Here is a 21,203-nt window from a genome sequence, read left to right as displayed (position 1 = left end):
CGAGGTGCCGGGCGGCGGCGGGGGTCCGCTCCACCAGGGGTCCGATCTCGTCGAAGGGCACGGCGAACATGTCGTGCAGGACGAACGCCAGCCGCTCGGCCGGCGCCAGCCTGTCCAGCACGACGAGCAGCGCCACGCCCACGGAGTCGGCGAGGAGCGCCTCCTCCTCGGGTTCCGCGCCGCCGCCCGCGGCTCCGGCGCCGGTGCCCCCGTCCCCGTACGCCGGCGTGCGCGCCTCCAGCGGCTCCTCCCGCCGGTGCGCGCGCGACCGCAGCATGTTCAGGCAGATCCGCGAGACCACGGTGACGAGCCACGCCGTCAGGTCCCCGATCGCGTCGGCGTCGGAGCGGCTCAGCCGCAGCCAGGTCTCCTGCACGGCGTCGTCGGCCTCGGCGGCCGAGCCCAGCATCCGGTACGCGACTGCCCGCAGCCGGCCCCGTTCGGCCTCGAACCGCTCCGCCAGCAGATTCTGCCCGTCCATCCGTCACATCCCTCACGCGCGCGGGGTCCCTGCAGTACACCCCATCCGACCTGCGGGTGGGGAGCCGGGGCACGCTGCCCGACCGAGAAACACCTGGAGTGACCATGACATCGACCGTTCTGCTCACCGGCGGCACCGGGACGCTGGGCCGGCTCGTCGCACCGCTGCTGCGGGCCGCGGGCGCCGACGTCAGGGTGCTGAGCCGGCAGACCCACGAGTCCGCCGACGGCGTCGAGTACGTCACCGGCGACCTCGCCACCGGGGCGGGCACCGCGGCGGCCGTCGCCGGCGCGGACGTCATCGTCCACTGCGCGGGCAGCGCCAAGGGCGACGACGTGAAGACCCGGCACCTCGTCGACGCCGCCACCGCCGCCGGGCGCCCGCACCTCGTCTCCATCTCCGTCGTCGGCGCCGATCGCACCCCGGTCGTCAGCGGGCTCGACCGCGCCATGTTCGGCTACGTCGCCGCCAAGCGCGCCGCCGAGCGCATCGTCGCCGAGTCCGGCCTGCCGTGGACGACGCTGCGCGCCACCCAGTTCCACGAGCTGACGCTGACGACAGCGCGGGCCATGGCCCGCCTGCCGGTGCTGCCGGCGCCGGCCGGCTTCCGCATCCAGCCGGTCGCCGCCGCGGAGGTGGCCGGCCGGCTGGCGGAACTGGCGCTGGCCGGACCGGCGGGGCTCGCGGCGGAGATGGGCGGCCCGCGCACGTACGAGATGCGGGACGTCCTGCGCGGCTACCTGGAGGCGACGGGCCGCCGCCGCCCGGTCGTGCCGGTGCGGCTGCCCGGCAGGGCCGCCGCGGCGTTCCGCGCGGGGGCCAACCTGGCGCCGGAGCACGCGGTGGGGCGGCAGACGTGGGAGGACTTCCTCGCCGGGCAGGCGGCGCTGGTCTGACAGCGCTGGTCTGACGGGCGTGGCTACGGGCCCGGGCGGCCGGGGCTGGGCGGTCGGGGCTGGGCGGCCGGGACTGGGCGGCCGGGGCTGGGCGGCCCCCGGTCACCACCGCGGGGGTGCCGCCGCGGGCAGTTCCACCGTGATGCGGAGCCCGCCCGCGGCGCGCGGGGTGAGGGTCAGCGTGCCGCCGTGGGCGTGGGTGATGGTCTTGACGATCGCCAGGCCGAGGCCGACGCCCGCGTGGTCGGTGCGGACGCGCTCGGTGCCGCGCTGGAACGGCTCGGTGAGGGTCGCGACCCGCTCCGGGGCGACCGGCTCGCCGGTGTTCTCGACGGTGAGCACGGCGGTCCCGGCGCGGAGGGCGGTGCCCACCCGCACGGCGCCGGTGCCGGGCAGGTTGTGGACGATCGCGTTGTGCACGAGGTTCGTCGTCAGCTGCAGCAGGAGCGCCGGGGAGCCGACCGCGGGGGTGACGTCGCCGCCGGTCTCCAGGGTGACGCCGTGCTTCTCGGCGAGGGGCAGAAGCGTTTCGGCGGCTTCCTCCGCCAGCAGGGACAGGTCGACGTGCTCTCCGGTGAAGGACTGCTGGTCGGCGCGGCTGAGCAGGAGCAGCGCCTCGGTGAGGTCGATGGCCCGGGTGTTGACGGCGCGCAGCCGGTCGACGAGTTCGCCGGGGTCGTGCGTGGGGTCGCTGTGGGCCACGTCGAGCAGCGACTTCGAGATCGCCAGCGGCGTGCGCAGCTCGTGCGAGGCGTTCGCGGCGAATCTCCGCTGCTCGGCGACGTGCGCTTCGAGCCGGGCGAGCATGGTGTCGAAGGCGTCGGCGAGTTCGCGGAACTCGTCCTGGCGGCCCGGCAGCCGGATCCGGTGGGAGAGCGATCCGTTCGCGGCCGTGCGGGTGGCGTCGGTGATGCGGTTCACCGGGGCGAGCATCCGGCCGGCCAGGAACCACCCGCCGACCAGGCCGAACACCAGCAGGAACAGCATGACCGCGGCGGCCGTCGGGGCGAACCCGAGCACGAAGCTGGTGCCCGGAGTCGCCCGCCACGCCCCCTCCGAGTTGGTCTGCAGCCACCCCTGCCGCAGGAGGAAGTAACCCACGGCGGCGAGCACCAGGGCGCCGGCGAGCAGGAGGAACCCGGTGTAGCTGAGCGTGAGCTTGAGCCGGACGCTCAGCCCCGGCCGCCTACGCACGGCCCGCGCCCCCGGGCCCGGTGCCGGGCGGGATGTCGATGCGGTAGCCGACGCCGAGCACGGTGGCGATGATCCAGGGTTCGCCGAGGCGTTTGCGCAGGGCGGAGACGGTGATCCGGACGGCGTTGGTGAACGGGTCGGCGTTGGCGTCCCACGCCCGCTCCAGGAGTTCCTCGGCGCTGACGACGCCGCCTTCCGCGGCGACGAGGACTTCGAGCACCGCGAACTGCTTGCGGGTGAGCGCCACGTAGCGGCCGTCCCGGTAGACCTCGCGGCGGAACGGGTCCAGGCGCAGGCCCGCGATCTCACGCACCGGCGGCCTGGTGTGGCCCCGCCTGCGGTCGAGCGCCCGCAGCCGGAGGACGAGTTCCTGCAGCTCGAAGGGCTTGGTGAGGTAGTCGTCGGCGCCGAGTTCGAAGCCGGACGCCTTGTCGTCGAGCCGGTCGGCCGCGGTGAGCATGAGGATCGGCATGCCGCTGCCGGAGGCGACGATGCGGGTGGCGATCTCGTCGCCGGAGGGCCCGGGGATGTCGCGGTCGAGGACGGCGATGTCGTACGTGTTGACGCTCAGCATTTCCAGCGCGGTGGCGCCGTCGCCCGCGATGTCGGCGGCGACCGCTTCCAGGCGGAGGCCGTCGCGAATGGCCTCCGCCATATACGGCTCGTCCTCGACGATCAACACGCGCATGCCGTTCATGCTACGAGTCGGCGGATATCGTCGGCGTATCGAAATCCGCATACGCGCCGGCAACACCGCCCTGCCTTGACTGGCGGCATGTCCTCCAGCGAAGCAGCCCGGGAACGCCGACTCAGCGACGGCGGACCGGTGAGCGGAATCACGCACCTCCCGGTGGCCGGGCCCCCGGGCCGGAACCTGACCGTCGAGCCGATCAGCGCCGCCGCGCACCTGGCGTTCGTCCGGGCGCAGCCGTCGGTCAGCTTCCTGCAGACCCCGGCGTGGGGCGGTGTCAAGACCGAGTGGCGCGGTGAGTCCCTCGGCTGGTACGACGGCCGGGAGCTGGTCGGCGCCGGGCTCGTCCTGCACCGGCCGGTGCCGCGGCTGAAGCGCTTCACGCTGGCCTATCTGCCCGAGGGCCCGGTCATCGACTGGACCGGCGAGATCGACGCGTGGCTCGACCCGCTGGCCGCCCATCTCCGGGCCCGCGGCGCGTTCGCGATCCGGCTGGGCCCGCCGGTGTGCACGCACACCTGGAGCGCCGCCCAGGTCAAGCAGGGCATCGCCGACCCCGGCGCGCGACGGCTCACCGAGGTGCCCGGCCCGTGGACCGACCCGGTCGGCGCCCGCGTGACCGGCCGGCTCAGGCGCGCCGGCTGGCTGCCGCAGAGCCCGGAGGACGGCTTCGGGGTCGGGCACCCGCAGTTCAAGTACGAGCTTCCGCTGGCCGGCAGGACCGAGGACGACCTGCTCAGGGGCATGAACCAGCAGTGGCGCCGCAACATCAGGAAGGCGGCCGGGGAGGGCGTCGAGGTCGCGGTCGGTGCGGACGTCGCGGACCTGGAGGCGTTCCACGACCTGTACGTCCACACCGCCGAGCGCGACCGCTTCACGCCCCGGCCGCTGCGCTACTTCGAGACCATGGTCGCGGCGCTGAACGCGGAGGACCCCGAGCGGATCAGGCTCTACCTGGCCCGCCACCGCGGCGACCTGGTCGCCGCCGCCCTGCTGGTCCGCGTCGGCACCCACGCGGTGTACGCCTACGGCGCCTCCTCGACCCGCAAGCGCGAGGTGCGCGGTTCGCACGCCTGCCAGTGGGCGATGATCCGGGACGCGCTGGCGGCCGGCTGCGACCGCTACGACCTGCGCGGCATCACCCCCACCCTCGACGCCGCCGACCCGCACGTCGGGCTGGTCCGGTTCAAGGCCGGCACCGGCGGCCGGGCGGTGCGGTACGCCGGCGAATGGGACCTGCCGCTGCGGCCGGTGGTCTACCGGACCTTCGACCTCTACATGAAGCGGCGTGCGCGATGAGCCGGGCGACGGGCATCACCGTCTACGGATGCGGGCGGGAGGAGGCCGCCCTGTTCCGGGAGCTGGCACCCCGCTTCGGCATCACCCCCACCCTCACGGATGCGGCACTGTCCGAGGCGAACGCGGAACTGGCCTCCGGAAACCGGTGCGTCAGCGTCGACCACAAGACCCGGATAACCGGTCCCGCGCTCCTCGCCCTCAGCCGGGCCGGCGTCACGTACCTCTCCACCCGGAGCATCGGCTGCAACCACATCGACGTGGAATACGCGGAAAGCGTCGGCATCTCCGTCGGGAACGTCGCCTACTCGCCCGACAGCGTGGCCGACTACACGCTCATGCTGATGCTGATGGCGGTACGGAACGCGAAAGCCACCGTCCGCCGCTCGGACCGCCACGACTACCGCCTGAACGAGGTGCGCGGGAGGGAACTGCGCGACCTGACCACCGGCGTCGTCGGGACAGGGCGCATCGGCACGGCGGTCGTGGAAAGGCTGCGGGGTTTCGGCGGCCGCACACTCGCCTGCGACCGCCGCCCCGGGACGGCCGCCGACTACGTCTCCCTCGACGAACTGCTGCGGCGAAGCGACATCGTGACGCTGCACGCACCGCTGACCGCGGACACGCACCATCTCATCGACTCGCGGCGGATCGAGCAGATGAAGCACGGCGCTTTCCTCGTCAACACCGGGCGGGGTTCCCTGATCGACACCGAGGCCCTCGTTTCCGCGCTGGAAAGCGGCCGGCTAGGCGGTGCGGCGCTGGATGTCCTCGAAGGGGAGGAAGGAATCTTCTACACCGACTGCCGCAACACGCGCATCGGGAGCAAAGCGCTGCTGCGGCTGCAGGAGATGCCGAACGTGCTCATCACCCCGCACACCGCGTACCACACGGACCACGCCCTGAGCGACATGGTCGAGAACTCCGTCCGCAACTGCATGGAACACGAGAGAAGGACTCTGCATGGCTAAGGTGAAGATCGGCATCATATTCGGCGGCTCCTCCGAGGAACACCCCGTCTCCGTCAAGTCCGCGCGGGAGGTCGCGCGGAGTCTCGACGCCGAGAAGTACGAGCCGTGCTATGTCGGGATCACCCGGAGCGGCGACTGGAGGCTCTGCGACGGGCCCGACACGGACTGGGAGGGGGGCGGCGGCCGGCCGGCCGTGCTGTCGCCGGACCGGAGCGCCCGCGGCCTGCTCGTCCTGGACCGGGGGCGGTACGAGACGGTCCCCCTGGACGTCGTCCTGCCGGTGCTGCACGGCCGGCTCGGCGAGGACGGCGCGATACAGGGCCTCCTCGAACTCTCCGGCATCCCGTACGTCGGCTGCGGCATCCAGAGTTCCGCGCTGTGCATGGACAAGTCCCTCGCCTATCTCGTCGCCCGCGGCGCGGGAATCACCACGCCGGAATTCTGGACCGTCACGGCGGACGAGGACATCGATCCCGACCGCATCGCCTATCCCGTCTTCGTGAAACCGGCCCGTTCAGGATCGTCCTTCGGCGTCAGCCGGGTCTCCCGGAAGGAGGAACTGCCGGGCGCGGTGGCAACCGCGCGGCAGTACGACACGAAGGTGCTGATCGAAGAGGCCGTCGCCGGCCGCGAGATCGGCTGCGCCCTCCTCGGGGACGAGCTGGATCTGATCGCGGGCGAGGTGGACCACATCGCGCTCTCCCACGGCTTCTTCAGGATCCACCAGGAGGACCGCCCCGAAACCGGCTCCGACAACTCCGTGGCCGTCGTCCCCGCCGACATTCCGGAAGCGTCGCGGGCGCTCGTCCAGGAGAAGGCGAAGGCCGTCTACCGCGCCCTGGGCTGCCGGGGTCTTTCGCGGGTGGACATGTTCCTCACGGAGGGCGGCGACGTCGTACTCAACGAGGTCAACACCTTTCCCGGCATGACCTCGTACAGCCGTTATCCGCGCATGATGGCGGCCGCCGACCTGCCGCTCGGCGAGGTGCTCGACCGGCTGGTGTCGCTGGCCCTGACGGGAAAGCTGCGGTGAACGCGGACTTCGCCTTCGTGGACGAACTGGTCCCCGGAATCCGCTGGGACGCCAAGTACGCCACCTGGGACAACTTCACCGGCAAACCGGTGGACGGCTACCTGGCGAACCGCATCGTCGGCACGAGGGCCCTGTGCGCGGCGCTGGACGAGGTACGGCAGAAGGCCGGCTCCCGCGGCTTCGGTCTGCTGCTCTGGGACGGCTACCGCCCGCAGCGCGCCGTGGACTGCTTCGTACGCTGGTCGCAACAGCCCGAGGACGGCCGGACGAAGCCGCGGCACTATCCGCACATCGACAGGTCCGCCATGTTCGAGCTGGGGTACGTGGCCGCCAGGTCGGGCCACAGCCGGGGCAGCACCGTGGACCTGGCGCTGTACCGCCTGGACACCGGCGAACTCGCCGCCATGGGCGGCGGTCACGACCTGATGGACTCCCTCTCCCACCACGGCGCGACGGGGATCGGGTACGCCGAGGCGCGCAACCGTGAGTTCCTGCGCTCCCTCATGGAGGACTGCGGCTTCAGCCCGTACGAGAGCGAGTGGTGGCACTACACGCTGAGAGACGAACCGTACCCGGACACCTACTTCGACTTTCCCGTCGGGTAGCGCACCCGCGAGCGGCGTGTACGCAGGGCGCGGGGGTGTCACAGCACTGTTATATTAGCGCTGTGACATCTCCGGACCCCACCAAGCTGCCCGACCCCTGGCAGGACCTGCACGCGCTGCTGGCCTCCCTCGACGCCGAGATCGAGCGGGTCTACGCCGACCGCGGCATCGAGGGCGTACGCCCCCGCTTCGCGTACCCGCTGATCCGCCTCGCCCACACCGGGCCGCTGACCATCCGCGAGCTGGCGGAGTCCCTGCACCGCTCGCACTCCGCGGTCAGCCAGACCGTCGCCGCGATGCGCAGGGAGGACCTGGTCACCTCCGAGCCGGGCCCCGACGCCCGCACCCGGCGGATCGACCTGACCGCGCGCGCCCGGGCGCTGGTGCCGTTCCTGGAGGCGGAGTGGCGCGCCACCCACGAGGCCGTCGCCGAGCTGGACGGCGAGCTGCCGTACGCGATGACCGCGGTGGTCGAGGACGTGCGCCGCGCCCTGGAGAGCCGGTCGATGCGCCGGCGCATCGAGGACAACCTCGCCGAGCCACCCCGATGAAGCGCCGCGTCCGCTTCCTCGACACCCGCCCGCTCCGCAGCAGCCCGCCGTTCCGCGCCCTGTGGATCGGCACGTCGGCGTCCCAGGCCGGCGCCCAGATAGCGAACGTCGCCGTACTCGCCCAGGTCTGGGACCTCACGGGCAGCCCCGTCGGCACCGGCGCCATCGGGCTGGCCACCGGCCTGCCGATGGTCGTGTTCGGCCTGCTCGGCGGCGCCCTGGCCGACACCGTGGACCGCCGCGCCCTGGTACGGGCCACCACCGCCGGCCAGCTGCTGGCCGCGGCGGCGCTGTGCGCCCAGGCGCTCGCGGGCAACCGGAACGTACTCCTCCTGCTGGCCCTGGTCGCCGTCGCCACCGCCTGCGCCGCCCTCGGCGCCCCCGCCCGCCGCACCTTCCCCGTCCGCCTGCTGCCGCCCGACCAGGTCGCCGCCGGCCTCGCGCTGAACAACGTCTCCTTCCAGGCGGCCATGCTCGCCGGGCCCGCGGCCGCCGGGCTGATCATCGCCCGCTGGTCCTACCCCGCCGCGTACGCCACCCAGGCCGCGGCCATCGCCGTCGCCCTGGCCGCGGTCCTCCGCCTCCCCGCGATGCGCCCCGAAGGCACCCGCGCCCCGGGCGGCGGGCGCCGCCGGGCCGAACGCGGCGGCTGGCGCATCGTGCTGCACCGCAAGACGCTGTGGGGCTCGCTGGCCACCGACCTGTCCGCGACCCTCCTCGCGATGCCGATCGCGCTCTTCCCCCTGGTCAACGAGGTCCACTTCGACGGCAACCCGCGGACCCTCGGCCTGTTCCTCTCGGCCGTCGCGGCCGGCGGCATCACGGCCGGCCTGCTCTCCGGCACGGTCACCCGCATCCGCCGCGGCGGCCTGGTCCAGCTGACCGCGGCCGCCGTCTGGGGCGTGGCCCTCGCCTGCTTCGGCCTGGCGGGCCCCCTCTGGCTGGCCCTCGCCTGCCTCACCGCCGCGGGCGCCGCCGACACCGTCTCCGTCGTCACCCGCAGCGCCCTGGTCCAACTGGAGACCCCGGACGCCTACCGGGGCCGGGTCTCCTCGGTGGAACACGTCATCGGGGTGGCGGGCCCGGAGCTGGGCAACTTCCGCGGCGGCCTCGTGGCCTCCGCCACCTCGGCCACCTTCTCCCTGGTCACCGGCGGCCTCACCGCCCTGGCGGCGATAGCCGCCGTAGCCGCCGCCAACGCCCCCCTCCGCACCTACCGCACCCCCACCCCGAAAACCCCGGCCCCGGACACCCCCGCGCCCAGCACCCAGCCGGTCTCCCCCGCGCCGCCCGGTTCCTAGCCTCCCGCGGGCGGGCGGGTGGGGGTCATGTCCTGGGTGCCTATGACCGACAGCAGGCGCAGTTGTTCCGCGGCCTCCGTGTCGGGCGGGGCGTCGAACCACAGCAGGCGCTGGCGGCCGTCCTCGCTGAACAGGCTGTGGCAGTCCAGTTCGATGACGCCCAGCGCCGGGTGGGCGATGCGCTTGTGGTCGGTGCGGCGCAGGGCGACGTCGTGGGTGTCCCACAGGGCGGCGAACTCCGGGCTGAGCCGGCGCAGGGCGGTGACCATCGCGGTGACCTCGGGGTCGCCGCCGCGCTTCGCGGCGACCGCCTGCAGGTCGGCCACGAGGACCCGGGAGTGGTGCGCGTGGTCCTCGGGCGGGTACAGGGTGCGGGAGGCGGGGTCGGTGAACCAGCGGTAGGCAAGGCTCGCGCGGGGGCCGCGCTGTGCCGGGGGGCGGCCGACGAGGGCGACGGCCAGGGGGTTCTGGACGAGGACCTCGTGCAGGTCGGTGATGACCTGGGCGGGGGTGGCGGTGAGCTGGTCCAGCAGGCCGAGGAGGCCGGGCTGGACGTGTGCGGTGGGGCCGTGCGCGGCCGGGGGGAGGGGGCGGTCGGCGAGGTGGAACAGGTGGTCGCGTTCGTCGCCGGTCAGCCGCAGCGCCCGGGCCAGCGCCGCCAGGACCTGGGCGGAGGGCTGGGCGCCGCGGCTGCCCTCCAGCTCGGTGTAGTAGTCCGCGGACAGCCCGGCCAGCTGGGCGACCTCCTCGCGGCGCAGCCCGGGCACCCGGCGGCGGGGGCCGGTGGGCAGGCCGACGTCGGCGGGGCGGATGCGGTCGCGCCGGGACCTGAGGAACGCGGCGAGTGCGGAGTGGTTCACGTACCCCATGGTCGCGCGCCGCGGGGAACGCGAGCCAGGGGTCGGCGACCCCAGGGTGAAGAACGCCCTGGCTGCGGCGGTCGTACCGGCGCATGCTGAGTCCACGGTGCCCGGTCCGCTCCCGCGGCCGGCGACCGGTTCACCACCCACGACCAGGAGAGCAGGGCAACGCATGCCTTCCCACGCACCACCCCCGGCGGCCCCCGGCGGCCGCCCCCGCGTCGCCGTCGTCACGGGCGGCTCCCGCGGCATCGGCCGCGAGACCGTACGCCGCCTCGCCGCCGACGGCTACGCCGTCGTGGTCGGCTACGCCGGCAACCGCGAACTGGCCGAGGCCGCCGTCAAGGACGCCGTCGCCGCCGGCGGCACGGCGGTCCCCGTGCGGGCCGACGTCGCCGAGGAAGAGCAGGTCGCGGCGCTGTTCGACACCGCGGAGACCGAGTTCGGCGGCGTCGACGCCGTCGTCCACGCGGCCGGCCGGCTGGCGCTGGCGCCGGTCGCCGAGCTCGACCTGGCGGAGCTGGACGCGCTGCACCGGACGAACATCCGCGGCACCTTCGTCGTCGCCCAGCAGGCCGCGCGGCGCGTCCGCGGCGGCGGCGCGCTCGTCACCTTCTCCACGTCGGTCGTCGGCATGGCGCTGCCCCGCTACGGCGCGTACAGCGCGAGCAAGGGCGCCGTCGAGGCCCTGACAATGATCCTCGCGCGCGAGCTGCGCGGCCGGGACGTCACCGTCAACGCCGTGGCCCCCGGCCCCACCGCCACCGACCTGTTCTTCGAGGGAAAGGACGAGGAGACCGTCGCCCGGCTGGCCGCCCAGCCGCCGCTGGAGCGGCTCGGCACGCCGGCCGACGTCGCCGAGGTCGTCGCCTTCCTGGTGTCCCCGGCGGGGCACTGGGTCAACGGCCAGGTCCTCCGCGCCAACGGCGGCATCGTCTGACAAGCCGAACAACCCACCGAAGGAGCACCACCATGCCGTTCGCGAACTTCAAGATCCCTGCCGGAACTCTGGACGCGCAGCAGAAGGAGACGCTCGTCGCCCGCACCACCGACCTGTACGCCGAGCTGTACGGCGAACGCGCCCGCGCCACCACCGTGGTCCTGGTCGAGGAGGTCGCCGACGGCGGCTGGGGCGTCGCCGGCACCGTCCTGACCGCGGCCCTGCTCCGGCAGTCCCCGGACGGGGCTCAGCCGTCGGCTCCCGCGTAGAAGGCGCGGGCCGCCGAGGTGATCCACTCGGGCCGCTCCCACGCGGGCCAGCGGGTGCGCGCGGAGCGGTCGATCGCGGCGGCCGCGTCGTCGGCGGAGACTCCGGCGGCCCTGAGGCGGTCCGCCTCGGTACGGACGTACGTCAGGTAGTCCCGGACGTCGTGGATCAGGCCGGCGTCGGCGACCTCGCCGTGGCCGGGGACGACGATCTCGGGGGCGAGCGCGGCGAGCCCGTCGAGGACGTCGATCCAGCGGCGGGGGTCGACGTCGGTGTCGTGCGGGGGGAAGTAGGGCGTGATCGGGAAGATCCGGGTTTCGAGGAGGTCGCCGCCGAAGAGCACCCGGTCGTCGACGAGCACGACCTGGTCGCCGACGGTGTGCGCCGGGCCGACGGGGCGGAGGACCGCGGTGCGGCCGCCGAGGTCGATCTCGGCCCGGCCGTCGTAGACCAGGTCGGGGGCGACGAGTTCGACGCCGCGGAGTTCGGCGGCGACGGCCGGGCCGAGGCCCCGGAACATGTCGAGGTACGCGGTGCCCTTGCGCCGCAGCTCGTCGCGCTGCGCCCGGTTGTAGACGATCGTCGCGACGCCCTCGAAGGGCTGGGCGCCGTAGCCGTGCTCGGGGTGGAAGTGGGTGACGGTCAGGTACAGGCGCCGGCCGACGGCGAGGCGGCGGGCCTGTTCGAGGACGTACGCGCCGTTGCGCGGCCCCATGCCGGTGTCGACGACCAGCGCGGCCTGGTCGCCGACGACGATGCCGACGTTCGGCACCAGCTCCACGCGCCCGTCCGGGATCACGTGGACGCCCTCGGCGACTTCGACCGGCTCGCCGCGTACGACGGGCGGCTGTGCGCTGCTGGGGTCCATGCCCGCACTCCAATCTGAACAGCGTTGAGATCCTGCGTCGACCGTACCACGCATCTGAACACTGTTAAGATCGGTCCCCATGGGCAAGAGGCGCTACCACCACGGGGACTTGCGCGGTGCGCTGCTGGACGCCGCCGAGGAGCTGGTCCGCGAGCGCGGCCCCGCGGGCTGGTCGCTGCGGGAGGCGTCGGCGCGCGTCGGCGTCAGCCCGAGCGCGGCGTACCACCACTTCTCCTCCCGCGACGCGCTGGTGCGCGCCCTGTCCGTACGCGTCCTCGCCCGGCTCGGCGAGCGCATGGCCGAGGCGGACGCCGCGGCCTGGCGGGACGACGCCCGCCGGCGCCTCGTCGCGGCCTGCCGCGCGTACGTCCGCTGGGCCCTGGACGACCCGGCGGTCGCCCGCCTCGCCTTCGGCGCCGCCGCCCGCGACCCCGGCACCGCGGTCCACCCGCACCCGCACGACGTCATCGACGCCGAACTCGACCGGCTCGCCGAGGCGGGCGAGCTGAGCGCCGCGGCCCGCCCGGCGGCGGAGTTCGCCGTCTGGGCGGCGGTCCACGGGGTGGCCACGCTGCTCACCGACGGCCTGATGGCCCTCGACCCCCCGCAGGCCGCCGACCTGCAGACCGAGCGCGTCGTGCAGGCCGTGCTCACCGGCCTCACCCGGGAGACCGCACCCCCCGGCACCTGGCCCGCCGCCCGCTCCACCCACACCGAGCGCCGCGCCGCCCGTGCGCGGGAGCGCGGGCGCGGCGAGGCGTGAGGCGGGAGGCGTGGGGCGCGAGGCGTGGGCGTGCCGTGGGTCAGGCCCGGCGGGCGGCGGCGGCCTCGACCAACTCGTCGAGCCGGACCAGCGCGGCCGTGTACCCGTCGATCTGCTTCCTGATGCGCTCCCGCTCGGCGTCGAGCATCGCCCGCTGCTCGACGGTCGTCGTCCCCGTGTCGATGCACGGGAGCAGCTCGGCGATACGGCGGCTGGGCAGGCCCGCCGCGTAGAGCTGCTGGAAGAAGCGGACCCGGTCGACGGCGTCCTCGGGGTACTCGCGCTGGCCGCCGGGGCTGCGGCCGGGGGTGAGGAGCCCCTGCTCCTCGTAGTAGCGCAGCGCGCGCACGCTCACCCCCGAGCGCCGGGCGACCTCTCCGATGCGCATGGACGCACTCCTTCCGCCGTATCCGGACGCCGGACGCCGGACGCCGGACTTGACCCTGACGTCAACGGTAGGTCTTACGTTACCCGCATGAGCACACCGAACACCGAACCGACCACCGCCCACCCGTCCCCCGGCCTCCGCATCGACGGCGCGGTCGCGCTCGTGACCGGCGCCAACCGAGGGCTCGGCCGCCTCTTCGCCCGCCAGCTCCTCGACCGCGGCGCGGCCCGCGTCTACGCGGCCGCCCGCCGGCCGGAGTCGGCCGACCTGCCCGGCGCCGTACCGCTGCGGCTGGACGTCACGGACGCCGACGAGGTGCGGGCCGCGGCCGAGGCGGCGGGCGACGTGACACTCGTGGTGAACAACGCGGGCGTCAGCCACTGGACCGACCTCGTCACCGGTGACCTGTCCGCCGTACGCGCGGAGATGGAGACCAACTTCTGGGGCACGCTGAACGTCGTACGGGCCTTCGCCCCGGCGCTCGCCGCGCACGGGGGCGGCGCGCTCCTCAACGTGCTGTCCGCGCAGTCCTGGTTCGCGTACCCGGGCACGAACGGCTACCACGCGTCCAAGGCGGCCCAGTGGGCACTGACCAACGGCGTGCGCATGGAACTCGCCGCGCAGGGCACCCTCGTGACCGGCCTCCACCTCGGCGCCGTCGACACCGACTTCAGCGCCGCCTACGACGGCCCCAAGGGCGACCCGGCCGCCGTGGCCCGCGCCGGCCTCGACGGCGTCGAGGCGGGCGCGGCCGAGGTGATCGCCGACGACTGGAGCGCGCACGTCAAGAAGTCGCTGGCCGACGACCCCGCGCGGCTGTACGACGAGATCCGCGCCGGCATCGTCTGACCGGCCGGCCCGCCCGGAGCGGGCCGGGACCGCCGGCCGCATGGTGGCCGGCGGTCCCGCGGCTCTATCTTGGGCACGTCGAGATGCCCGATGTGCGCCGGGCGACAGCCGGCGGAAGGGGACGCCCGTGACAGACCAGCCCTCCTTAGGCGGGCCGCCGCCGCAGTCCTCCGTCGACCCGCAGGTGCCGCACCCCGCGCGGATCTACGACTACCTCCTGGGCGGCAAGGACCACTACACCGCCGACCGCGCCGCCGCCGAGGAGACCATCCGGCGCGCACCCCAGGTCAGGGAGTCCGCCCGCGCGAACCGCGCCTGGATGCGCCGCGCGGTCCGCTACCTCGCCGGCCGCGGCGTACGCCAGTTCCTGGACATCGGCACCGGCATCCCCACCTCGCCCAACCTCCACGAGGTCGCCCAGGAGGCCAGCCCCGACTGCCGGGTCGTCTACGCCGACAACGACCCCGTCGTCCTCGCCCACGCCCGCGCCCTTCTGAGCAGCACCCCCCAGGGCCGCACCGCGTACGTCCAGGCCGACGTGCGCCGGCCGGACGAGATCCTCACGGCCCCCGAGCTGTGGAGCACCCTGGACCGGGACCGGCCCGTGGCCCTGATGCTCTCCGCGATCCTCCACTTCGTACGCGACGAGGAGGACCCCGGCGGCATCGTCGCCGCCCTCCGCGACGCCCTCCCGCCGGGCAGCTACCTGGCCCTGTCCCACACCACCAACGACATCCAGCCCGAGAGGGCCGCGAACGCCGCCGCCGTGTACGGCGAGCGGCGCGCCGCGGCGCTGATGGTGCCGCGCCCCCTGGACCGGGTGACGGCGTTCTTCGACGGCTTCGACGTCGTCGAGCCCGGCGTCGTCCAGCTGCCCCGCTGGCATCCGGACGGGCCCGTCCCGCCGCGGCTGCTCGACGAGGTGTGGCTCTACGGCGGCGTGGGCCGCCTCCACGACGGCTGAGCCGGACCCCGGAGCCCCCGCCGGCGCCGTCCGGCCGCGCTTAGGCTGTGCCCATGACGTCAGTGGAGCAGGAGCGCCCGCGCGCGCTGCTCGCGGGGGCTTCGCGCCGGTGGGTGCGGCTGCTGCCGTGGGGCCTGGCGTTCGTCCTGTGCGTCGCCCTCCTGCCCACCACCATCCAGGTGCTCACCGTCGACTACGGCCTGCACGGCGGCGTCGCGAGCGTGCTGGCCGTCGCGCAGTCCGCACCGCTGCTGCTCGCCGTCACCCGGCCGCTGCAGGCCTGGTACGTGATCTTCGCCGCGGACGTCGCCGGGGCGCTCGCGCTGCTCACCACCGACTACGAGCAGCGGCACGAGTGGCCGTTCCCCCCGATGGAGATAGTGGGGTACATCGGCCTCTGCCTCGCCCTCGGCCTGCGCGAGTCGCGCCGGACGCTGCTGCTGGTCTGGCTGGCGACCGCGGCGGCGAACGCCGGGCTCCTGTTCGTCGCGCCCGACCGGGGGAACGACCGAAGCGCCCTGCTGATGATCCTCAGCGGGGTGACCCTGCTGCTCACCGGGGTGCTGCGGGAGCGGTCCGAGGTACAGCGCCGGCTGGCCGAGCAGGAGACGATCAGCGAGGCCGAACGCGGCCGGCGGACGCTGCTGGAGGAACGCGCCCGTATCGCACGAGAGCTGCACGACGTGGTGGCGCACCACATGTCCGTCATCACGGTGCAGGCGGACACCGCCGAGTACCGCCTCGACGGGCTGCCGCCGGACGTGCGGGGGGAGTTCACGTCCATCGCGGCGACCGCACGCGAGTCGCTCGGCGAGATGCGGCGGCTTCTCGGCGTGCTGCGCAACGAGGAGACGCACGGCGAGTTCGCGCCCCAGCCGGGCCTGACGCAGATCGGGCAGCTGGTGGAGGCGACGGCGCGGGCCGGCGGCCCGGTGGAGTTCACCCCGTGCGACGCCGACGTGCCGGAGGCGGTGGGCTTGTCCGCGTACCGCATCGTCCAGGAGGCCCTCGCGAACGTCGTACGGCACGCGCCGGGCGCCACGACGCGGGTGTCGCTGTCGGTGCCGGAGGGCGGGAACCGGCTCGCCGTCCTCGTCGTCAACGGGCCGCCCCCGGAGCTGCCCGCCGCGCCGCTGGAGCAGAGCGGCACCGGGCACGGCCTCGTCGGCATGCGCGAGCGGGTGCGGCTCGTCGGCGGCACCTTCGACGCGGGGCCGCTGCCGGACGGCGGCTTCCGGGTGGCCGCCCACCTACCCCTGGGAGAGAAGGACCTCACGTGACCACGCGCGTCATCATCGTCGACGACCAGGCCATGGTGCGGGCCGGCTTCGCCGCGCTGCTGGCCGCCCAGAGCGACATCGACGTGGTGGGCGAGGCCCCCGACGGTGCGCAGGGCGTCGAGCTGAGCCGGCGCACCCACCCCGACATCGTGCTCATGGACGTCCGCATGCCGGAGATGGACGGCCTGGAGGCCGCGCGCCGCATCCTCTCGCGGCCGGCGGGGGAGCACCGGCCGCGGGTCCTGATGCTCACCACGTTCGACGTCGACGACTACGTCTACGAGGCGCTGCGGGCGGGCGCGAGCGGCTTCCTGCTGAAGGACGCGCCGCCGGCCGACCTGATCGCGGCGGTACGGGTCGTGGCCTCGGGCGACGCGCTGCTCGCCCCCTCCGTGACCCGGCGCCTCATCGCGGACTTCGCCCGGCAGCGCCCCGCCGGTCGCGGCAGGCCGGCGCAGCGGCTCAAGGCCCTGACGGAACGCGAGACCGAGGTCCTCACCCTGGTGGCCCGCGGCCGGTCCAACGCGGAGATCGCGGAGACGCTGGTGCTGGCGGAGCAGACGGTGAAGACGCACGTCAGCCGCGTCCTGACCAAGCTGGACCTGCGCGACCGCGCCCAGGCGGTCGTGATCGCGTACGAGTCGGGGCTGGTCGCCCCGGGCGAGTAGCCCCGCCGGGGTCCCAGCCCCCGCCGCCGGGTGGGGCCTGCCCCTCCACCACCCCCTACCGCGGTAGCACCTCGCACTCGGCTCCCGGGTATGACGCCCGGCGGGCAGCCGTCCGCGCACTCTTCACCCGTCAGCACGAAGAGATGACGAAAGGGCGGATCATGAGGCTACGTGGCGGCAAGAGGCGCAAGGCGGACCACCGGCCGGCGGCCGGCGGCGGACCGGAGGCCCCGGCAGCCACCCCCGGTCTCGCCGTGGAGCTGCGCGGCGTCCGGCGGCGGTACGGCCGCGGCAGCGGCGCCGTACACGCCCTCGCGGGCGTCGACCTGGCGCTGCCGCGCGGTACGTTCACCGCGGTCATGGGCCCGTCGGGGTCCGGCAAGTCCACCTTCCTGCAGTGCGCCGCCGGCCTCGACCGGCCGTCGGCCGGATCCGTGCGCCTCGGCGGTACGGAGATCACCGGGATGGGCGAGAACCAGCTCACCGAGCTGCGCCGCAGCCGCCTGGGCTTCGTCTTCCAGGCGTTCAACCTGCTGCCGTCGCTGACGGTGGAGCAGAACGTGCTGCTGCCCATGCGCCTGGCCGGGCGGCACCGGCGGCGCGGCGCGGCGGACGCGGTGCTCGCGCAGGTCGGGCTCGCCGACAAGGCGCGGCGCCGGCCGGGCGAGCTGTCCGGCGGGCAGCAGCAGCGCGTGGCCATCGCCCGCGCCCTGGTCACCAGCCCCGACGTGATCTTCGCCGACGAGCCCACCGGCGCCCTCGACACCGGCACCGCCGCCGAGGTCCTCGGCCTGCTGCGGCACGCCGTCGACGTCCTCGACGCCACCGTCGTCATGGTCACGCACGACCCGGCCGCCGCCGCCTGGGCGGACCAGGTGCTGTTCCTGGCGGACGGCGTCTTCGCCGACCGGCTGGCCGGCGGCTCCGCGGAGCAGATCGCGGCGCGGATGGCGGGGCTCACGTCCCGTACCGCCCGCACCGCCCGTACCGCCCGTACGGCCCGGTCCGCCCGCGACGAGGAGCTGACGGGGGTGCCGGCATGAGGCGCCCCAACGGCCTCGCCCGCGCGGCGGTGCGCTTCAAGCCCGCGTCGTTCGCGGGGACCTTCGTCGTGCTGATGATGTCGGCGCTGATCGTCGCGGCCTGCGGCATCCTGCTGGAGACCGGGCTGCGCGCGTCGGTGCCGGCGGAGCGGTACGCGAAGGCGCCGGTCGTCGCGGCGGCCGACCAGTACGAGTACGTGGTCACCGGCAGCGGCGAGGACCGCGAGAAGGAGCCGGTCCCGCTGCCGGACACGGCCCGCGTGGACGCCGGGCTGGCGGCGAAGGCCGCCGCGGCGCCGGGCGCGGCGGCGGCGGTGGCGGACTTCACCTTCCCGGTACGGGCCGGGGACGCCCCCCTCACCGCGCACGGCTGGGGCTCGCACGCCTTCACCGGCACGGAGCTGACGTCCGGGAACGCGCCCCGCACCGGCGAGGTCGTGCTCGACGCGGGCGCGGCCCGCGCCGCGGAGGCCGGCGTCGGCGACACCGTCGCGGTGCAGACCGCCGCCGGGCAGCAGGACTTCCGCGTCGCCGGCATCGCCGAGGCGGGAGCCGCGGACACCGCCCGCGCCGCCGGAGGGGACGGCGGGGACTCCGGCGGGGACGGCGGGGGCTCCGGCGGGGCCGGCTCCCTCGCCTGGTTCGCCGACTCCCAGGCCCCCGCGCTCGCCGGGCACCCCGGCAAGGCGGACGCCGTCGCCGTGCTGGCGAAGCCCGGCACCGACGCCGGCGCCCTCGCCGACTCCGTACAGAAGGCCCTGGCCGGCTCGGACGTCCAGGTGCACACCGGCGACGACCGCGGCGCCGTCGAGGACCCGGGGCTCGCCTACGGCAAGGACATCCTCTTCGGCATCGGCGGCCCCTTCGGCGGCGTCGCCGCCATCGTCGCGGTCTTCACCGCGGCCGGGACCGTGGCCCTGTCCGTCTCCCAGCGGGCCCGCGAGTTCGCGCTCCTGCGCGCCGTCGGCGCCGCTCCCGGGCAGATCCGCCGCGCGGTCGCCTCCGAGGCGCTGGTCGTCGCGCCGCTCGCCGGGATACTCGGCACCCTGCCCGGCATCGGGCTCGCGCACTGGTGGTTCGGGCAACTGCAGGACCGCGGCGCGGTCCCGGAGGCGGCCGACCTGCACGTCTCGGGGCTCCCGCTGCTCGCCGCCGTGGGGGTCGGGCTGCTCAGCGCGCTCGGCGCCGGCTGGGCGGCCGGGCGGCGGCCCGCGAAGATCAAGCCGGGGCAGGCGCTCACCGAGGCGTCGATGGAGCGGACGCGGCCCGGCGTGGTCCGTACGGTCCTGGGCCTCGCGGCCGTCGCCGGCGGCGCGACCCTCACCGGGGTCGCCGCCAGCTCCACGGGGGACGACGCGGCCGGCGCCGCCCTCGGCGTCGTCATGAGCTTCATGCTCGCCGTCGGGCTGCTCGGCCCGCTGCTGGCGCGGCTGTTCGCGCGCCTCTTCGGGCTCCCGCTGCGCGGCGCGGGCCCGGCCGCCGGGCTGGCCGCCGCCAACTCCCGTACCAACGCCCGCCGTCTCGCATCCGCGATCACCCCGATCGCGCTCGCCATGGCGTTCGCCTCGACGCTCGTCTTCATGAACACGAGCGAGAACCACGCCGCCGACGAGCAGCTGCGGGCGGGCGTCACCGCGGACCACGTGGTCACGGACCCGGGCGGGCTCCCGCTGGACGCGCGGGCCGAGGCCGCCCGCGCGCCGGGCGTGGACACCGCCGTCGGGGTGCTGAACACCCGGGTGCTGGTGCCGGTCGGCTCCGGCGAGTTCACGTCACTGCTGGGCGCGGCCACCCAGGGGGTCACGGGCTCCGCCGACGAGTTGGCGCGGGTGCAGGACCTGGACGTGCGCGAGGGCAGCCTCGACCGGCTCGGCGCGGGCCGGATCGCCGTCGACAAGACCCTGGCGTCCTCGGCGGACGTCGGCGTCGGCGACCGGCTGCCGCTGTACCTGCCCGACGGCACGAAGGCCGGCCCCGAGGTCGTCGCGGTCTACGGCAACGGCCTCGGCCTGGGCACGGTGACCATGGACCGGGAGTCCCTGGACGGGCACGTGACCTCGGGCTTCGACAGCACGCTGCTGGTGCGGGGCGGGGACGCGGCGTCCCTCGCCGGCCTGGGCGAGGTCACCGACGCCGCCGGCTACGCCACCGAGAAGAGCCTCGACGCGAAGCTGGGCGCCTGGTCCAACAACACCATGGCCGCGGTACTCGGCGGCTTCGCCGCCGTCGCCGCCGTCAACACCCTGGTGATGACGGTCCTCGACCGCCGCCGCGAGCTGGGCACGCTGCGCCTCGTCGGCTCCACCCGGCGGCAGGTCATGGCGATGCTCCGCTGGGAGGGCGCGCTGGTCTCCGCGGTGGGCGTGGTCCTCGGCTCCGCGATCGCCGCGGTCACGCTGATCCCGATGATGAACGGCCTCACCGGCCAGGGGCCGTACGTGCCGCCGCTGGTGTACGGGTCCTTCGTGGCCGCCGCGGGCGGGCTGGTCCTGCTCGCGGTCACCCTCCCGGCGCGGGCGGCGCTGCGCCGGTGGTCGTAGGGCGGGGACGCCGCGGGGAGGGGCGGTGGCCGGCGGCGGGCCGCCACCGCCCCCCGGCGGCCCGGCCGCTCGGACCGTTGTCTCCGGCCGCCCGAGCGGCTATGGTCCCTCTAACTGAGATTAGTATCTTATTTAAGAACGGAGACCCATTGTGTTCATTGCTGCGGCGGCGGACAGCGTGTCCGTCGCTCCGGGCTGGGAACGCGCCCGGGCGGCGGAGACCAGCCGCCTGGGCGAGGTGCCGGCCGCCAACGTCGGCGACGCGCTGCAGCGCATGACCGTCATGGACGGCGGCATCCGGCTGGTCACCGAGCGCGCCGCGCTCCTGGGCAACGCGCTCACGGTCGACGTGCGCTCCGGTGACAACCTCGCCGTCCACCGGGCGCTCGACGAGGCCCGGCCGGGCGACGTCCTGGTCGTCAACGGGCACGGGGACACCACCCGCGCGCTGGTCGGCGACCTCATCGGCGAGATCATGGTGAACGCCGGGCTCACCGGCGCGGTGGTCGACGGCGCGGTGCGCGACGTCCGGGCGCTGTCCGCGATGGGCCTGACCGTCTACGCACGCGCCGTCACCCCCGCCGGCCCGTTCAAGGACGGGCCCGGCGCCGTCGGCGCCCCGGTGGCGGTCGGCGGCGTGGTCGTGGCGGCGGGCGACGTGCTCGTCGGCGACGCCGACGGCGTCGTCGTCGTACCGCGGCGCCGCGCGCACGAGGTCGCGGGCGCCGTCGACGGGATCGCCGAGCGGGAGGAG

23 protein-coding genes are annotated in these 21,203 nt (G+C 74.9%); 17 read left to right on the top strand and 6 right to left on the bottom strand.

What is annotated here, in order from left to right; translation table 11 throughout:
• Positions 1-481 (bottom strand): sigma-70 family RNA polymerase sigma factor (locus tag ABD317_RS17245; protein WP_344290859.1); only part of this gene is annotated, 481 nt, incomplete at its 3' end.
• Positions 482-585: 104 nt separating this feature from the next.
• Between ABD317_RS17245 and ABD317_RS17240 the strand changes: the two genes are divergently transcribed.
• On the top strand, positions 586-1,377 hold the full coding sequence (locus tag ABD317_RS17240; protein WP_344290858.1) for an SDR family oxidoreductase: 792 nt from the start codon (positions 586-588) through the stop codon (positions 1,375-1,377).
• A gap of 102 nt (positions 1,378-1,479) precedes the next feature.
• On the opposite strand, the gene ABD317_RS17235 is transcribed toward ABD317_RS17240, so the two are convergent.
• The gene (locus tag ABD317_RS17235) at positions 1,480-2,571 is read right to left on the bottom strand and encodes a sensor histidine kinase (RefSeq protein ID WP_344290857.1); all 1,092 of its coding nucleotides are present in this window, start codon (positions 2,569-2,571) and stop codon (positions 1,480-1,482) included.
• Positions 2,564-3,259 (bottom strand): response regulator transcription factor, encoded by a 696-nt coding sequence (locus ABD317_RS17230; RefSeq protein WP_344290856.1) that lies wholly within the window; start codon positions 3,257-3,259, stop codon positions 2,564-2,566. The genes ABD317_RS17235 and ABD317_RS17230 overlap by 8 nt, the downstream gene beginning before the upstream one ends.
• 147 nt (positions 3,260-3,406) lie before the next feature.
• Between ABD317_RS17230 and ABD317_RS17225 the strand changes: the two genes are divergently transcribed.
• The 6 genes from ABD317_RS17225 to ABD317_RS17200 all read left to right on the top strand — a co-directional run bounded on the left by ABD317_RS17225 (position 3,407) and on the right by ABD317_RS17200 (position 9,019).
• A complete protein-coding gene (locus tag ABD317_RS17225) occupies positions 3,407-4,561 on the top strand; it encodes a lipid II:glycine glycyltransferase FemX (RefSeq protein WP_486389015.1) in 1,155 nt (384 codons plus the stop codon).
• Positions 4,558-5,529 (top strand): D-isomer specific 2-hydroxyacid dehydrogenase family protein, encoded by a 972-nt coding sequence (locus ABD317_RS17220; RefSeq protein ID WP_344290854.1) that lies wholly within the window; start codon positions 4,558-4,560, stop codon positions 5,527-5,529. The genes ABD317_RS17225 and ABD317_RS17220 overlap by 4 nt, the downstream gene beginning before the upstream one ends.
• Entirely contained in the window at positions 5,522-6,562 is a 1,041-nt protein-coding gene (gene vanA / locus ABD317_RS17215) for a D-alanine--(R)-lactate ligase (protein WP_344290853.1), read from the top strand. Before ABD317_RS17220 ends, vanA begins: the two co-directional genes overlap by 8 nt.
• Complete coding sequence (vanX, locus tag ABD317_RS17210) at positions 6,559-7,167, top strand: D-Ala-D-Ala dipeptidase VanX (protein WP_344290852.1); 609 nt, start codon at positions 6,559-6,561, stop codon at positions 7,165-7,167. The genes vanA and vanX overlap by 4 nt, the downstream gene beginning before the upstream one ends.
• Before the next feature lie 62 nt (positions 7,168-7,229).
• Positions 7,230-7,718 carry a MarR family winged helix-turn-helix transcriptional regulator gene (locus tag ABD317_RS17205; protein ID WP_344290851.1) on the top strand — a complete coding sequence of 163 codons (489 nt, stop codon included), beginning with the start codon at positions 7,230-7,232 and terminating at the stop codon, positions 7,716-7,718.
• The gene (locus tag ABD317_RS17200; RefSeq protein WP_344290850.1) at positions 7,715-9,019 is read left to right on the top strand and encodes an MFS transporter; all 1,305 of its coding nucleotides are present in this window, start codon (positions 7,715-7,717) and stop codon (positions 9,017-9,019) included. The genes ABD317_RS17205 and ABD317_RS17200 overlap by 4 nt, the downstream gene beginning before the upstream one ends.
• On the opposite strand, the gene ABD317_RS17195 is transcribed toward ABD317_RS17200, so the two are convergent.
• Complete coding sequence (locus tag ABD317_RS17195; protein ID WP_344290849.1) at positions 9,016-9,879, bottom strand: helix-turn-helix transcriptional regulator; 864 nt, start codon at positions 9,877-9,879, stop codon at positions 9,016-9,018. The genes ABD317_RS17200 and ABD317_RS17195 overlap by 4 nt on opposite strands.
• 172 nt (positions 9,880-10,051) lie before the next feature.
• Here ABD317_RS17195 and ABD317_RS17190 point away from each other — a divergent pair, with 172 nt between their 5' ends.
• Together ABD317_RS17190 and ABD317_RS17185 are read left to right on the top strand one after the other, a co-directional pair.
• A complete protein-coding gene (locus ABD317_RS17190; RefSeq protein ID WP_344290848.1) occupies positions 10,052-10,819 on the top strand; it encodes an SDR family oxidoreductase in 768 nt (255 codons plus the stop codon).
• A 32-nt stretch (positions 10,820-10,851) separates the two neighbouring features.
• Positions 10,852-11,088, top strand: a complete 237-nt coding sequence (locus ABD317_RS17185) for a 4-oxalocrotonate tautomerase family protein (protein WP_344290847.1) — start codon at positions 10,852-10,854, stop codon at positions 11,086-11,088.
• On the opposite strand, the gene ABD317_RS17180 is transcribed toward ABD317_RS17185, so the two are convergent.
• Entirely contained in the window at positions 11,067-11,954 is an 888-nt protein-coding gene (locus ABD317_RS17180) for an MBL fold metallo-hydrolase (protein ID WP_344290846.1), read from the bottom strand. The two genes, ABD317_RS17185 and ABD317_RS17180, sit on opposite strands and share 22 nt — an antisense overlap.
• A 79-nt stretch (positions 11,955-12,033) precedes the next feature.
• On the opposite strand from ABD317_RS17180, the gene ABD317_RS17175 reads away from it, so the two are divergent.
• On the top strand, positions 12,034-12,717 hold the full coding sequence (locus tag ABD317_RS17175; protein WP_344290845.1) for a TetR/AcrR family transcriptional regulator: 684 nt from the start codon (positions 12,034-12,036) through the stop codon (positions 12,715-12,717).
• Between the two features lie 40 nt (positions 12,718-12,757).
• Here ABD317_RS17175 and ABD317_RS17170 read toward each other — a convergent pair whose 3' ends face one another.
• The gene (locus ABD317_RS17170) at positions 12,758-13,105 is read right to left on the bottom strand and encodes a MerR family transcriptional regulator (RefSeq protein ID WP_344290844.1); all 348 of its coding nucleotides are present in this window, start codon (positions 13,103-13,105) and stop codon (positions 12,758-12,760) included.
• An 87-nt stretch (positions 13,106-13,192) separates the two neighbouring features.
• Between ABD317_RS17170 and ABD317_RS17165 the strand changes: the two genes are divergently transcribed.
• The 7 genes from ABD317_RS17165 to ABD317_RS17135 all read left to right on the top strand — a co-directional run.
• Positions 13,193-13,954, top strand: a complete 762-nt coding sequence (locus ABD317_RS17165; protein ID WP_344290843.1) for an SDR family oxidoreductase — start codon at positions 13,193-13,195, stop codon at positions 13,952-13,954.
• Between the two features lie 127 nt (positions 13,955-14,081).
• Positions 14,082-14,918, top strand: coding sequence for an SAM-dependent methyltransferase (locus tag ABD317_RS17160; RefSeq protein WP_344290842.1), 837 nt, complete (start codon positions 14,082-14,084; stop codon positions 14,916-14,918).
• 53 nt (positions 14,919-14,971) lie between these two features.
• On the top strand, positions 14,972-16,198 hold the full coding sequence (locus ABD317_RS17155) for a sensor histidine kinase (RefSeq protein ID WP_344290841.1): 1,227 nt from the start codon (positions 14,972-14,974) through the stop codon (positions 16,196-16,198).
• Positions 16,195-16,866, top strand: coding sequence for a response regulator (locus ABD317_RS17150; protein ID WP_027753088.1), 672 nt, complete (start codon positions 16,195-16,197; stop codon positions 16,864-16,866). Before ABD317_RS17155 ends, ABD317_RS17150 begins: the two co-directional genes overlap by 4 nt.
• Before the next feature lie 161 nt (positions 16,867-17,027).
• The gene (locus ABD317_RS17145; protein ID WP_344290840.1) at positions 17,028-17,909 is read left to right on the top strand and encodes an ABC transporter ATP-binding protein; all 882 of its coding nucleotides are present in this window, start codon (positions 17,028-17,030) and stop codon (positions 17,907-17,909) included.
• Entirely contained in the window at positions 17,906-20,449 is a 2,544-nt protein-coding gene (locus ABD317_RS17140; protein ID WP_344290839.1) for an ABC transporter permease, read from the top strand. The genes ABD317_RS17145 and ABD317_RS17140 overlap by 4 nt, the downstream gene beginning before the upstream one ends.
• Before the next feature lie 151 nt (positions 20,450-20,600).
• Positions 20,601-21,203: RraA family protein (locus ABD317_RS17135; RefSeq protein ID WP_344290838.1), on the top strand; the 603-nt coding region annotated here is incomplete at its 3' end.

It is taken from the genome of Streptomyces synnematoformans (assembly GCF_039531005.1).
Taxonomy (GTDB): domain Bacteria; phylum Actinomycetota; class Actinomycetes; order Streptomycetales; family Streptomycetaceae; genus Streptomyces; species Streptomyces synnematoformans.
This window is presented reverse-complemented; position numbering and strand designations above follow the sequence as displayed.

What these genes read in the sequence shown, in the direction of transcription:
- ABD317_RS17190 (WP_344290848.1), top strand. Translation starts at nt 10,052, where the DNA reads ATGCCTTCCCACGCACCACCCCCGGCGGCCCCCGGCGGCCGCCCCCGC.
- ABD317_RS17230 (WP_344290856.1), bottom strand. Translation starts at nt 3,259, where the DNA reads ATGCGCGTGTTGATCGTCGAGGACGAGCCGTATATGGCGGAGGCCATT.
- ABD317_RS17175 (WP_344290845.1), top strand. Translation starts at nt 12,034, where the DNA reads ATGGGCAAGAGGCGCTACCACCACGGGGACTTGCGCGGTGCGCTGCTG.
- ABD317_RS17145 (WP_344290840.1), top strand. Translation starts at nt 17,028, where the DNA reads ATGAGGCTACGTGGCGGCAAGAGGCGCAAGGCGGACCACCGGCCGGCG.
- ABD317_RS17140 (WP_344290839.1), top strand. Translation starts at nt 17,906, where the DNA reads ATGAGGCGCCCCAACGGCCTCGCCCGCGCGGCGGTGCGCTTCAAGCCC.
- ABD317_RS17155 (WP_344290841.1), top strand. Translation starts at nt 14,972, where the DNA reads ATGACGTCAGTGGAGCAGGAGCGCCCGCGCGCGCTGCTCGCGGGGGCT.
- vanA (WP_344290853.1), top strand. Translation starts at nt 5,522, where the DNA reads ATGGCTAAGGTGAAGATCGGCATCATATTCGGCGGCTCCTCCGAGGAA.
- ABD317_RS17170 (WP_344290844.1), bottom strand. Translation starts at nt 13,105, where the DNA reads ATGCGCATCGGAGAGGTCGCCCGGCGCTCGGGGGTGAGCGTGCGCGCG.
- ABD317_RS17180 (WP_344290846.1), bottom strand. Translation starts at nt 11,954, where the DNA reads ATGGACCCCAGCAGCGCACAGCCGCCCGTCGTACGCGGCGAGCCGGTC.
- ABD317_RS17240 (WP_344290858.1), top strand. Translation starts at nt 586, where the DNA reads ATGACATCGACCGTTCTGCTCACCGGCGGCACCGGGACGCTGGGCCGG.
- ABD317_RS17185 (WP_344290847.1), top strand. Translation starts at nt 10,852, where the DNA reads ATGCCGTTCGCGAACTTCAAGATCCCTGCCGGAACTCTGGACGCGCAG.
- ABD317_RS17165 (WP_344290843.1), top strand. Translation starts at nt 13,193, where the DNA reads ATGAGCACACCGAACACCGAACCGACCACCGCCCACCCGTCCCCCGGC.
- ABD317_RS17200 (WP_344290850.1), top strand. Translation starts at nt 7,715, where the DNA reads ATGAAGCGCCGCGTCCGCTTCCTCGACACCCGCCCGCTCCGCAGCAGC.
- ABD317_RS17220 (WP_344290854.1), top strand. Translation starts at nt 4,558, where the DNA reads ATGAGCCGGGCGACGGGCATCACCGTCTACGGATGCGGGCGGGAGGAG.